Origin of the sequence: Loigolactobacillus iwatensis, from assembly GCF_003950295.1 — a bacterium.
Lineage (GTDB): Bacteria > Bacillota > Bacilli > Lactobacillales > Lactobacillaceae > Loigolactobacillus > Loigolactobacillus iwatensis.
On sequence record NZ_RHNP01000057.1, the window covers coordinates 1 to 12,205 of the forward strand.

15 protein-coding genes and 1 other annotated feature are annotated in these 12,205 nt (G+C 37.8%); of the genes, 3 read left to right on the forward strand and 12 right to left on the reverse strand.

The features are described from left to right. Nucleotides 1-325: 325 nt before the first annotated feature. Both EKM98_RS11305 and EKM98_RS11310 read right to left on the reverse strand, forming a co-directional pair. Nucleotides 326-859 (reverse strand): VanZ family protein, encoded by a 534-nt coding sequence (locus EKM98_RS11305; protein ID WP_125982672.1) that lies wholly within the window; start codon nucleotides 857-859, stop codon nucleotides 326-328. Between the two features lie 41 nt (nucleotides 860-900). Continuing rightward, the gene (locus EKM98_RS11310; RefSeq protein WP_125982673.1) at nucleotides 901-1,713 is read right to left on the reverse strand and encodes a Cof-type HAD-IIB family hydrolase; all 813 of its coding nucleotides are present in this window, start codon (nucleotides 1,711-1,713) and stop codon (nucleotides 901-903) included. Between the two features lie 241 nt (nucleotides 1,714-1,954). Here EKM98_RS11310 and EKM98_RS11315 point away from each other — a divergent pair, with 241 nt between their 5' ends. Then, nucleotides 1,955-2,185: a hypothetical protein gene (locus EKM98_RS11315; protein WP_125982674.1), complete on the forward strand. Its 231-nt coding sequence runs from the start codon at nucleotides 1,955-1,957 to the stop codon at nucleotides 2,183-2,185. Nucleotides 2,186-2,297: 112 nt separating this feature from the next. On the opposite strand, the gene EKM98_RS11320 is transcribed toward EKM98_RS11315, so the two are convergent. The 10 genes from EKM98_RS11320 to EKM98_RS11365 form a co-directional block, all read right to left on the reverse strand. Continuing rightward, on the reverse strand, nucleotides 2,298-2,846 hold the full coding sequence (locus EKM98_RS11320) for an L-2-amino-thiazoline-4-carboxylic acid hydrolase (protein ID WP_125982675.1): 549 nt from the start codon (nucleotides 2,844-2,846) through the stop codon (nucleotides 2,298-2,300). 13 nt (nucleotides 2,847-2,859) lie between these two features. Then, a complete protein-coding gene (locus EKM98_RS11325; RefSeq protein ID WP_125982676.1) occupies nucleotides 2,860-3,720 on the reverse strand; it encodes a transporter substrate-binding domain-containing protein in 861 nt (286 codons plus the stop codon). 17 nt (nucleotides 3,721-3,737) lie between these two features. Further along, on the reverse strand, nucleotides 3,738-4,448 hold the full coding sequence (locus tag EKM98_RS11330) for an amino acid ABC transporter permease (protein WP_125982677.1): 711 nt from the start codon (nucleotides 4,446-4,448) through the stop codon (nucleotides 3,738-3,740). A gap of 112 nt (nucleotides 4,449-4,560) precedes the next feature. After that, on the reverse strand, nucleotides 4,561-5,232 hold the full coding sequence (locus EKM98_RS11335) for an amino acid ABC transporter permease (RefSeq protein ID WP_125982678.1): 672 nt from the start codon (nucleotides 5,230-5,232) through the stop codon (nucleotides 4,561-4,563). 11 nt (nucleotides 5,233-5,243) lie between these two features. Beyond that, entirely contained in the window at nucleotides 5,244-5,987 is a 744-nt protein-coding gene (locus tag EKM98_RS11340; protein ID WP_125982679.1) for an amino acid ABC transporter ATP-binding protein, read from the reverse strand. Between the two features lie 12 nt (nucleotides 5,988-5,999). Beyond that, a complete protein-coding gene (locus EKM98_RS11345) occupies nucleotides 6,000-7,010 on the reverse strand; it encodes a uroporphyrinogen decarboxylase family protein (RefSeq protein ID WP_125982680.1) in 1,011 nt (336 codons plus the stop codon). Between the two features lie 574 nt (nucleotides 7,011-7,584). Further along, nucleotides 7,585-8,574, reverse strand: coding sequence for a UDP-glucose 4-epimerase GalE (gene galE / locus EKM98_RS11350; RefSeq protein WP_125982681.1), 990 nt, complete (start codon nucleotides 8,572-8,574; stop codon nucleotides 7,585-7,587). A gap of 163 nt (nucleotides 8,575-8,737) precedes the next feature. After that, nucleotides 8,738-9,064 (reverse strand): heavy metal-binding domain-containing protein, encoded by a 327-nt coding sequence (locus EKM98_RS11355; RefSeq protein ID WP_125982682.1) that lies wholly within the window; start codon nucleotides 9,062-9,064, stop codon nucleotides 8,738-8,740. 17 nt (nucleotides 9,065-9,081) lie between these two features. Then, the gene (locus tag EKM98_RS11360; protein ID WP_125982683.1) at nucleotides 9,082-9,480 is read right to left on the reverse strand and encodes a hypothetical protein; all 399 of its coding nucleotides are present in this window, start codon (nucleotides 9,478-9,480) and stop codon (nucleotides 9,082-9,084) included. Nucleotides 9,481-9,554: 74 nt separating this feature from the next. Further along, nucleotides 9,555-10,502, reverse strand: a complete 948-nt coding sequence (locus EKM98_RS11365; protein WP_225418579.1) for an NAD(P)-dependent oxidoreductase — start codon at nucleotides 10,500-10,502, stop codon at nucleotides 9,555-9,557. Between the two features lie 128 nt (nucleotides 10,503-10,630). After that, nucleotides 10,631-10,914 (forward strand) — a binding site (T-box leader). A gap of 63 nt (nucleotides 10,915-10,977) precedes the next feature. On the opposite strand from EKM98_RS11365, the gene msrA reads away from it, so the two are divergent. Together msrA and EKM98_RS12255 are read left to right on the forward strand one after the other, a co-directional pair. Beyond that, on the forward strand, nucleotides 10,978-11,508 hold the full coding sequence (gene msrA, locus EKM98_RS11370) for a peptide-methionine (S)-S-oxide reductase MsrA (protein ID WP_125982684.1): 531 nt from the start codon (nucleotides 10,978-10,980) through the stop codon (nucleotides 11,506-11,508). 254 nt (nucleotides 11,509-11,762) lie between these two features. After that, on the forward strand, nucleotides 11,763-11,897 hold the full coding sequence (locus tag EKM98_RS12255) for a hypothetical protein (protein WP_257749630.1): 135 nt from the start codon (nucleotides 11,763-11,765) through the stop codon (nucleotides 11,895-11,897). Nucleotides 11,898-12,205 lie beyond the last annotated feature (308 nt).

Consider the following 12,205-nt stretch of genomic DNA (forward strand, 5'->3'; position numbering starts at 1 on the left):
GCTCGACGTTTAAGCCAGCATCAAATTCTAATTCAAACGAAAAAGCACAGTTCAATCCCCTTGACTAATCGTAGGAATAGAGGCTAGGACAAAAAGTCCTAGCCTCTTATTGTTTCCGAACATTGCTCTAGAACGTGCGCCAAAAGTCTGAGTTTACGTGCCTAACTACAGCTAATTCAATAACCAAAGTACGGTTATTGGATTAGCTTACGTTACGCAGTAAACCCAAAACCGACCTTTGTCACACTCCCATTTTGATCTTCGAATACTTTCAATTAAGATCTTAGTGCATCATAGCGACCACTGCCGAAACCACCCCAAGCAATCACTCACTAAAACTGAACCAATTAACAAAACGACGTAATCGCGTTTTCTTTAATCCATAAACAACTAGACCGCCAATAACGACACCGACCGTGTTAGTGATTAAATCATCAATATCGGCAGTTCGCTGTAAATTAACTAATTGATCCAGAATAAACTGGCTAGTCTCAATAAAAAGGCTGGTTAAAAAACCAATAATAATTAATTGGCGCCAATTTAACCGGTAGATCAACGTTAGTAAAATACCCAGTGGTAAGGTCATGGCCGCATTTAGCCAATACTCCAAATCTAGATCTTGAAACGGTCGGTAAATAACAATTGCTCGGCCTACAATAATGTAACTTGCTTGATGAGTACTGACCGAATAAAACGCAGGGACTAGACACAATGCCACTAAACTAACCAAATAGATTACCAACGCTAATAAAGTTATCTTCTGACCAACCGTTTTTTTGCCAGATAAGATTTTAGGACTAATATAAAATCCGGCTACCACTGCCAAAATCAGTGGTAACCACTGAAAAATTAGACGCAAATTCTTCTCTCCCTTTTATTAAAAATTAGCCGATCAATAATTTATAAGGCCAATAATTGTTCAATGGTGGCGAGTACACCACTATGCTCATTGTCTTTCGTAGTAACAAACTTAGCGGCCTGTTTAACAGTAACTGAAGCATTCTTCATTGCGTAACCACTACCAACAGCCTGCAACATTGCCAGATCATTAGCACCATCGCCAAAAGCAACAACATCTGCATTGGCTACCTTAAAACGCTGTTGTAGAAATTGAACGGCTGGTAATTTACCAATATTATTTCGAATGAGATCAATAACACCATAGCCGCTATCTTGTGCAACCAAACTGTTCTTGAATAATTGATTAAGCTCAGGCACAATATTTTTTGGTGCTCCTTCATCCCAACTCAAACTGATTTTTTTTATTGTATCAGTCACTTGGGTTAAATCAGTTACTTCCTCTAATTGATCATAAAATTGCCGGGCAACAGCTATTAGCCGTTGCGGCGCCCCTTTTAATGTGTAAGCTCCCTGCGCACCAACCATAATAACTCGTGCCACTTTTAGTAACGGCAATTGCCAGTCGTACTGTAAGAAATTTTGTAATCGATTCGCCGCAATTGAGCCATCAAATATTTCTTGGCCTTGCTGATAAATCGAGGCGCCATTTTCGGCAACAAAAATCACATTATCTGTTGCTATGCCGGTAAATAAACGTTTTAAATGGGCAAATTGATTTCCACTGCAGACAACAAACCAAATTCCGGCGGCCTTCATTTTGGCAAGTTGGCGTTCCAACCGGCGTCTATCAAACTCCTGAGCATTATTTAACAATGTTCCATTCATATCGGTCACAATCATTTGCACTGCCATTGCTGTAGTCCTCCTAAATTTTTTGAACTTTATTTTGCGTAATCCTAAAAATTTCATTTACAACTATTTTACGCCAAATAAGGTAAAATTTGCGATAAAAAAGTTTAAAAATTAAAAAGAACTCACTTAGCCTAACAATAAGTCGGCAATTATCGTTACTAAACTTTAATAAACTTTTTCTGGATTTCCAGTAAAAACACGTTATACTGGATTAAAAATAAATAAGGAGTAGGGTGATTGTATGCATTTACAGATTAAATCAAGTTTTAAAAACGCGACCCCAAAACAAGCATTATTACAAATTGGTAACGCAGTTTTAATGGCAGCCGTTTTCAGTATCATCTACTTAGCGGTTCAAGGAGAATTATTTCTAGGAATCTACTTGGCCATGACCGGCATCATGACCATAATCAACCTATTTTACACTAAATATATGGTCATTTTTAATCGAATTTCATCCAATCGATCATAGAAAAAGGACATTGCCGTAATTCCTTTACGGCAATGTCCTTTATTTATATCTATTTTGGTAGAATGCATGGTAAAAAAGTAAGGCCGGTTGTCATCCATTCTCCCCGTAATACTCATGATTCCTTATCGCTTGCGCCGTTACTTTTTTTCAGATAATGTAACTCACAAAATTTTCCACCCTTCGCAATCGTTGTGCCTAATTGAAAATCGATATCGTCAAATACAGAAGCAGTTGCCGCATCACCACCCATACAAAGGTCACATAGTTGACTCATTTCATCCGGCGTTTTTCCCATTCTAAGCCACCGATTTACGTAGGGACAATAATGAAAGTGTACTTCAAATTCTTCATCAGTTTGCCTAACAGTTTCCATTTCATAAACCTTTGGCTCAAGCCCCGTCGTGAATTTATCAGCAAATTCATTTAAATCATGAGGATTAGTCATTGATTTTTTAAAATCATGACCGTTATCAATCCCATACTGTTCAATTGATTTAACTGCAAAACCAGTATCTTCTTTAGCGTTATCTACCATGTAGGTGAGCGTGGATGCCCGCTTCTCAGTGATTGCCCTCAAGGCCAGCGTTGTTTCATCGACTAACTTGGGTTTATTCACTGCTTTAATTTGATTAAGATTACCAACTTTCCCGTCACCAATCATAATGCTTACCTCCTTATTTATGGGCCTTGGAATTAAAAGTTTTATTAGCGTTTGCTAATTTAAAAGTATCTTCATATAAATATTTTTTTGTGATCTTTTCCAAGTAGCCATTTGCCTTTAACTTTTTTAAATCCTTATTGATCGCTTTAACCAATGCCCTATTTTTACTATTCTTATTCAGTAAAAAGTAACTATTTTCTAAACCAATTGACTTAGAAACTACTAATTTCTTTCCTTCTGCTTTATTGGCCACTGGTTTATAGGCCGCATAAGGATAAATGGCGACATCATATTTACCATTAGATACCTCTTTTAATGCGTCGCCGGCGGATTGATCACCGATACCTTCCAAACTGATTTTATGCTTTTTATTTTGTTGGTTATAAGTCTCGATAAAACTATAACGCGCATCATCCGTTGAAATTGGCACTAACTTTAACTTCTTTTTTGAAATATCCTCCAGTGAATTTGCCGTTTTGCCACCCTTCTTTGTCACTAAACGTAAATCATCCAACGCGTTAGAATCTGAATGTAAATAAGTTTTAAACCGATCCTTTGAATACCACCAATTTGAGGCCGCCACATCGTACTTTCCTGATTGCAAGCCCACAAACACTGAGTTCTGTGATGTAGTAGTTTCGTTAAATTTATACTGCGGTAAATCCTTATCTATTTGTTTTAATAAATCACCATAATATCCACCAATACCTGAACCTTTTGGATAAGTATAAGGTCGATTATTATTTGGTGCCGCTACATTAATCGTTTGAACCTTCGCAGCCTGAACGGGTGTCTTTGCATTGTTTATAGCTAAGAATGATCCACTAACCGCAAAAGTCGCAATAAGACCAGTTAAAATATTTTTGATTTTCATTATAGTTTCCCCTTTTTCTAATTTATTCTTTGAGTTGCAAAAACACGTTGTCGAATAATAACCTCACTAATTTGAAATAATTTTGCAAAAATCCAGCAAATTATAATATAAATAATTAGAGCATCTAAATATGTTTCTATATACTTGAATCCTACTGATGAAATGATATTGGCCTTCGCCATTATTTCAACAATTCCAATGTTATATACCAGTGCTGTATCTTTTATTAAGTCAATAAAAATATTTGAAAAATTAGGGATAAGATTTGCAATTAATTGCGGCACAATGATTCTGATCATTGCTCTTAATGGTGTCATTCCAACTGATATGGCCGCCTCATACTGTTTATAATCAACTGAGTGGTAGGCCGAGCGAATACTCTCTGAAATATTTGCTGCCGCATTTAGCGAATAAGCAGTAATTGCCACAATAATTGCTGAAATCCCACTGCTATCAGTATTTATTCCCCATCTTTGCAAGGCAATTAATAATTGTGGTAATCCATAATAGACGACATACATCTGAACAATAATTGGTGTGCCACGGATAAACGAAACAATAATTCCGACAATTGGACTTAGTACAAACACTTTACGTTCACGTATAACGGCAATTAAAATGGCCAAAACTAGCCCAATTATTGCGGCAATAATTGACAGATAAATTGTCATTGGTGCAACGGCTAAGATTTTCGGAAAAGACTGGATTGCAAAATTAGAATCAAACAAGTGTTGCCCACCTCCTTAAATGTCACTTGAAATTATTTTTCTACTATGTAGGCATTAGGCATTAGAACTGATTTAAAAAGATAAAATAAAATCTGCTTTTTCTAAAACGCACCTAAATTTCAACGTACCGGTAATATCTGTGAAACATTCGGAATAGCCATTCAATTAGCAAAACAATTAACCAATAAAGTAAGGCCAAAATGATAAATATTTCTAATTGATATACGCCTTGATTTTGGTTAGATAAATCAGTGGCCTTGCTGTACATATCAACCATTCCCATTACATAAACTAAGGATGTTGCCTTAACCAAACCTATTAGTAAGTTTTCAATGTTGGGAAGGGCGATTAGAAATGTTTGGGGCATTAAAATTTGCAAGAAGGCGTGTTTAACATCCATCCCAACGGATAATGCAGCCTCATATTGCCCCTTATCTACTGACAGATAGGCCGATCTAAATGCCTCTTCTAAATAAGCACCCCAACCTACGGACAAACCAACAATTCCAAAAAATATTTTTGCCCAATCATTAATATTGATTCCAACTAGGGCGAAAAGTTTTGGTAGGCCAAAATACGATAGTAAAAGCATCAATAATGGTGGTGTCCCCCGAACGATTCCTAAATAGATTTTTGCTAAGTCACTCAGAATTGGATTCTTTCGCAAATAAAGCCACGCCATACTTAGGCCGATCAAACTGGCAAAGAAAAATGATGCCACAAGTAAGCTTAAAGTCTCCGGTAATCCATTCAATAACGTAACAATTACTTTACTAACCTTCATAAATGACCTCCTTAATAATCCTCAGCTATTGCCGATAAGAATTGTTTTGTACGTTTATTTTTAGGATGATCAAAGACCTCGCTTGGCGTACCAGTTTCAATAATCTCGCCGTCAGCAAAAAATACAACCCGGCTTGCTACATTTCGTGCAAAAGACATTTGGTGAGTGACAACAATCATGGTCTGCCCCTGATCTGCTAAGTGTTTCATGTCATAAAGAACTGTTCCAACTAGCTCTGGATCAAGTGCAGAAGTAGGCTCATCAAACAGCACAATATCTGGATTTAAAACGGTCGCACGAACGATTCCAATTCTTTGCTGCTGACCACCAGATAACTGAGCAGGATAAAAATCCTGTTTGTCCAAAAGACCCACACTATCTAAGGACTTCTTTGCTAACTGAAGAGCAACCTTCTTAGACTTATTTTGTCCAAAAATTAGGCCCTCAGAAATATTTTCAATAGCCGTTTTATTTTTAAATAAATTATAATTTTGGAAGACCATTGCGGTATGTCTCCTCACCCAAAGAATTTCTTCATTCGATAGGTTTGCCAAATTAAGTCGTTTATTTTTAAAGGTCATTTTCCCAGAATCAGCCTGCTCTAAAAAATTAATATTCCGTAACAGGGTTGTTTTACCAGAACCTGAAGGCCCAATAATTACCACAACTTCTCCAGCATTAATGGAAAGATCAATTCCTTTTAGAACTGTATTATTTACAAATTTTTTCTTCAAATTCTTTATTTCAAGTAGCAAATGACATTCCTCCTATACGCTATGTACCGCCTCAATCGCCCAAATCAAATGTTCATAAGGTATATCACGTTGAATGGTACAGTCAGCACCGATAATGACTCCCTTCTTACCAACCTCATTAACCAATTCTTTTGCCGCGGCCTGAATTTCTGTTTTTGATCCAGAATACAGTACGTCTGTTTTTTCTATTCCAAAACCACCTAAAACAGGTCGATCACCAAAAAGCTTTTTCCCTTCAGCTAATGAATAACCATCACTGTGCGTGGACCAATTAATGATTTGAAGTTGATAATCCCGATACCATTCCAAGTGATTAGTAGCACCATCAAAACCACAAATATGCAAAACGTTAAAATCTGCGTTTTTATTAATTGTTTTAATGACATCGTGATCAATAACTCTTTGAATGTTATTGAAGAAATCTAGATTATCAGTTCTTGAGTCCTGAATAGACTGTGTACTGTAATAAATACCATCAATTCCGGCATTTATTACGGCTCTTACTAATTCTTTCAAATCCGTGCTAATTATAGTGAGCACTTTTTTCAAGGCCTTTGGATCCTCACTGTAAAAATCGGCAAGCCTTTCATCCGCTAACGTTAGGGGCTCCTTGGTATGGTCGATTAACGCCCATTTTAAAATGGTGAGTGGTGAAAATATTGTATAAAAGGCAAAGCGACCATTTGCGATTTTTACTTGTCTTTTAGCTAAAGAAGCCTGTTCCTCAAACCACGGATGATCCTTAGGCAAACTTTTTAAGTGTTCAAGTGAAGCAAGCTTTCGAACATCTTTTACATTTAAAAAGGGATAAATAAAATAACCATCAGTCATAAATTTTATAAAATCTGGGGAAACTTTTTTGATATAGGATTCATGCCCTTTTACATTAATATCAACTATTTCCGGATGTATTCCGGCATCAGTAAATTCACTTTTAGCAAAGTGCCGCCAAAATGAAACTGGTATCTTTTCCTCCGCCTCATTTGCAAATGCCTTTAAAACATTCTTTTTTAAATCAGCCATGATCAAATATTCCTCCTTGATATACAGTAAAGTTATTTACAAAACAAAAATCGTCTCCTAATCATAAATATGATTAGGAGACGATTTACCGTGTTACCACCCCTTATTCGTAATTCATTCACACGAATTACCTCAACAGCACTCAAAATGCTTGGGAAAATAACGGTTCCTACCGGACTTTTGACTTTCATCGTAAATCATGATTCCGAGATCATCTTCAACTAAATTCACATTCTATCCTTCCACCAACGATAGTCGCTATTCATGCTACTTTTTAGTCTACTCTTCTCATCAACATACTTTTTTATACTGAAACATTAGAAACAAATAACAATACGATTAATTAAAAATTAGAATAATCCCGTTTATTTGAATTGTCAACTATTTTATTTTGCCATCTTATTTTTTTGTATTCTTCAAGAAAAAAAATTAATTAGACCCAAATAACTAAAAAAGCCTGCCTAAAGTGATCTACACTCCAATTTTAGAGAGAAAGATCATAATTTAAACAAGCTCATTTAATTCAATTATTTAGTTAAGCATGTACAACAAATTCTGATTGGATTATTTAAAATTAATCCTCGTAGCCCTTTGGATGTTTCTGTTTCCAAGTCCAGGCCGTTTTGATAATATCGTGAACATCATCGTATTGTGGCTTCCAACCCAAAACTTTACGCGCCTTATCTGAATTGGCAACTAACGAATCAGGATCGCCGCCTCGCCGTGGTGCCTCTTCGGCCGGAATTTCTTTTCCGGTTACCTCACGGGCAGCTTCTAAAATTTGTTTATTAGAAAAACCAGTGGAAGAACCTAAATTGAAAGCCTGGCTGTCATTACCTTGGATTAAATAATCTAACGCCAAAATATGGGCATCCGCCAAATCCACAATATGTACGTAATCACGAACATTGGTTCCATCAGGTGTCGCATAATCCGTTCCGAAGATCTTCAACTTGTCCCGTTGACCGGCAGCAACTTGTAAAATAATCGGAATTAAATGCGTTTCCGGATGGTGATCTTCCCCAATACTACCATCTGCCTTAGCTCCAGCGGCATTAAAGTAGCGCAGTGCAACAAATTTAATTCCGTAGGCCTTATCACACCAACGAATCATGTGCTCCATCATTAATTTACTTTCACCATAAGGATTAATTGGTTCCTTACGATCATCCTCGTGAATTGGTGTCCGTTCAGGCACACCATAAGTTGCGGCGGTTGAAGAAAAGACCATGTACTTCACATTATGCTGGTGCATAACTTCAAGTAAGGCCACCATGCCAATCACGTTATTATCAAAGTATTTCAACGGATCCTTCATTGATTCAGCAACCAACGAAAAGGCATCCATATGAATAACGCCCTCAATTGTTTCCTTAGTAAAAACTTGGTCCAAAAAATCGTGATCACGGGTGTCACCTTCATAGAAACGTGCCTTAGCATTGATTGCTGCACGATGCCCAGTAGACAAATTATCAACCACAACAACATCGCGGCCCTTTTCAATTAATCGATCAACCATGTGTGACCCAATATAACCTGCGCCACCTGCTACTAGAATTGCCATATTCTACCTCCAGATAAGATAATTTACCTTGCTAATCATAGCACAAACTAGCGTATTCGATAACTAGTCCCTATTTGAAAATTACTTTTACTAATATTTTCTTAGCTTGCTTAGTGCAAACGTATTTGAAAACGCCACTCCTGAACACTTTTTCAAACACTCGCTAATCTTTAAATCGAACGGCCGTTCCGTATGCCGCCACGGTTTCCATATCTGTGCTAATTGAATCAGAATCAAAACGCATCATAACAACGGCGTCCGCGCCTAGTGCAACTGCGTTAGCCCGTAACCGCTGAATTGCGATATCCCGTGCGTCACTTAGCAATTCGGTGTAAGCCTTGATTTCTCCGCCAACCAAGTTTTTTAAACCTGCACCAATATTCTTGGCAATGTTTTTTGATTGGGTTGTAAGACCGAAAACCTCACCAATGACTTCATATGCTTGTCCAGGTATTTGTTCGGTCGTTGTTACCAAAATTTTGTCTGTCAATTACCCATCTCCTTAAATTAGCCTAGGCGTAACTCCTGTGAAAATTTAGTGTCAACAATTTGGCCTTCTGCTGTTGCGTGGGTTAAAACGCGGCTCAAATAACCGTTATCCGTCAAATACCGCGTAAAACTCATAAAAGAAGGCACAGTTAAAATTGCCGTATTTTGCGGAACGGCAAAAATAACTTCACTTAAAACATAGTCAGTATCAATACCCCTGATAGCTTGACCAATTGCTTCAACTGCCGCAGCACCACTCTCTAGAAAAACCAATGGTACGACATCGCGGTAGTAAGTTTGTTCACCCTGATAGATATTTCGCTGCCGGCCATCTTGGGTCCGCGTTGTTGCCGTATAACCTATCACAACACGATCTGTTCGCACTTTATTAGTAAAATTAATTCGAAAATTCTGCAAGCAATCGCCCCCTATTCCCTTATTTAACCCTAGCATATTTCCAGAATTAAGACTAACCTTTTAATCAACCTAAACTAATAGCCTCGCTCTAAATTAACCTGATTTAATTCTAAATTTCCGGCTTTTGAAAAAGTAGCCAAATTTTTCATAAAAATCTGTAATACGGCCTGACCATATTCAGGAAATACGCCAGAAATATGCGGCGTTAACAGCACGTTAGGTAACAGCCACAGTGGACTTGACTTGGGTAATGGTTCTGGATTAACAACATCTAACGCAGCAAATCCCAACTGCCCAGTCTGTAAAGCGGTAATTAAATCTGCAGTAACGACTGACGGTCCTCGGCCTGCATTAATAAAAATTGGTTGCTTTTTAACTTGTTTAAAGTAACTGGCATCAAAAAAATGCTTTGTTGTTTCCGTGAGTGGCATAATATTCAAAATAACGTCCGCCGTTTTTAAATACGCGCGTCCGCCCTGATCATCAGTTGTCTGATTAAAGTACTCAACCGAATGGCCATCATGGTTAACCCCGATCGTTTGCATTCTAAATTGTTGCGCCAATTCGGCAATTCGCTTGCCAATATGTCCGGTACCATAAATCAAAAATTGTTTGCCCGCTACCAAGTCAAATGTGTCGCTAGGACGATACCACACATGCCGTGCCTGTTGGTCAACCGCTAGCTTAAATCCCCGGGTAGCAAATAGCAGCATCCCAAATACGGATTCCGCAATTGGCTCAGCGTGAATGCCACTAGCGTTGGAAACTAAAATACCCTTTTGTCGTAATTCGTCAAGTGGTAAATCATCAACGCCAGCGGAGTAAGTCTGAACCCACTTTAATTGTGCATTAGCTAAGTGTAGCAAGCGTTCACCAAGCTGTTGTTCCCAGCCTAATACAATCGTTACCTGCTGTAATTGTTCATTTGTAATATCAGTGGTCGCCTGTACCACAGTCAACTTTGTCTGTTGTTCAAGTTGGGCCTTCATCCTAACCGCAGCACCAAGTAATAAAATAGTCACTTGATCATCCCCTTAATTTGTTATTTCACTCTTGATCTTAACGCACTGTGAACGACGCGCAAAGAAAAAAACTTAATCAGGACTTGACAGAATTAAAATAGTGGTTAAACTAAAAGTTAATTTAATGAAAAAACACTGTGAAGAGAAGAGTACTCATTTAAACGTGATTAGAGAACATCGGTAGCTGAAAAGATGGCACGTTAAGTTGAGAAAGATGGCCTTGGAGTGGTGTCTACCTATATTAGTAGACAACGATTAGCGTCCGTTATAACGGTACATTTTTACTAGAATATATCCCCTAACTATTTTTTCTAGTACTGGGTAAATAATTAATAAAATCTATTCTATAAAAATGTTATAAGTGGCAATGTTAATTGCAAATAAGGTGGTACCGCGCAGAAGCGTCCTTTTCCGTTTGGAAAGGGACTTTTTTAGTGCCCTTAATTTTAAAATTTTAATGAAGGAGGTTGTCAAAATGGTAAAAACAGCAATATTTGCAGGTGGGTGTTTTTGGTGTATGGTTCGGCCATTTGACGAAACACCTGGCATTAAACAAGTAATTTCTGGCTACACAGGGGGCCACACAGTAAATCCAACCTACGAGCAGGTTAGAGCACACTTGACTGGCCACACGGAGGCCATCAAAATTGTTTACGATCCATCAATCATCAGTTATTCGGACCTAATCGCCTTATACTGGCAGCAAACCGATCCAACTGATGCCATGGGCCAATTCCAAGATCGTGGCGATAACTACCGACCAGTCATCTTTGTTGCTGATAATTATGAGCGGAAAATTGCTGAAAATTCACGCCAAGCCTTAGCAACGAGCGGCCGTTTTGATCAACCGATTGTGACTAAAATTGAGGCGGTTCAACCATTTTACCCGGCAGAACCAGAACACCAAGAATTTTATAAACATCATCCAGAACGTTACCAAGAAGAGATTGCTAAGCGAAAGAAATTTACCAAAAATAACTGGCGCCAAGTTGAGTCAGTTAATTGACCTTTGGCGCGTAAAGGCATAGGATTAAGTCTGGACGATATCTGCACCTATCTCTACAAATGAGCGGCAAAAACGTAGTCCAGATGAACATTTTTGTTCTCGTCCAAAAATGATAATTCTATAAATGTGGGATAAAAAAACAGATTGCTGGTTATAAATTAATCACCAAAACTTTCCTTAACGATTAAGTTAAGAAACTTGTTTTACTGTTTTTTTATCCCGCTGGCCTTTCAGCTAACAAAGGAGTTGATATTTTGACAGATAAAGTCGAACAAGATAATAAGAAAGCTTTGTCAGCAGACCAAGTTAATGATGCCTTGGCAGCACTTTTTGAAAACCGACCGGGTCGGCGCTTACCCACGGATCCGAAGAAAAAGAAAACAAAATAACAGGTCGCCAAGTTTGATATATTGCCTTGGTTATCCAACTTGAATTGAGTTTAAAAAGGTAAATTCCTGTACTTACCTACGATCGACATCGTTAGTAATGCTTGGAACCTGGGCGCTTTTCCAAACACTTCCTAGGTTTAGGCTTAATTGAATTTCAAGTATAGACTACCATGTTTAACATTAAAAATACGCAAAGAGATCGAAAATGGGACTAAAACAAAAGTAAATTTTGTGGCTCTCTGTCAAATCCTGTTGATAGCCAATTTTACAGTGTTAGAAGTTAAGCAACTTCTAACACTGTTTTTTTG

Bases quoted from the DNA above. Each gene is read 5' to 3' on its own strand.
- EKM98_RS11310 (WP_125982673.1), bottom strand. From the start codon at position 1,713: ATGGCAGTGCAAATGATTGTGACCGATATGAATGGAACATTGTTAAAT.
- EKM98_RS11315 (WP_125982674.1), top strand. From the start codon at position 1,955: ATGCATTTACAGATTAAATCAAGTTTTAAAAACGCGACCCCAAAACAA.
- EKM98_RS11320 (WP_125982675.1), bottom strand. From the start codon at position 2,846: ATGATTGGTGACGGGAAAGTTGGTAATCTTAATCAAATTAAAGCAGTG.
- EKM98_RS11325 (WP_125982676.1), bottom strand. From the start codon at position 3,720: ATGAAAATCAAAAATATTTTAACTGGTCTTATTGCGACTTTTGCGGTT.
- EKM98_RS11335 (WP_125982678.1), bottom strand. From the start codon at position 5,232: ATGAAGGTTAGTAAAGTAATTGTTACGTTATTGAATGGATTACCGGAG.
- EKM98_RS11345 (WP_125982680.1), bottom strand. From the start codon at position 7,010: ATGGCTGATTTAAAAAAGAATGTTTTAAAGGCATTTGCAAATGAGGCG.
- galE (WP_125982681.1), bottom strand. From the start codon at position 8,574: ATGGCAATTCTAGTAGCAGGTGGCGCAGGTTATATTGGGTCACACATG.
- msrA (WP_125982684.1), top strand. From the start codon at position 10,978: ATGGTAAAAACAGCAATATTTGCAGGTGGGTGTTTTTGGTGTATGGTT.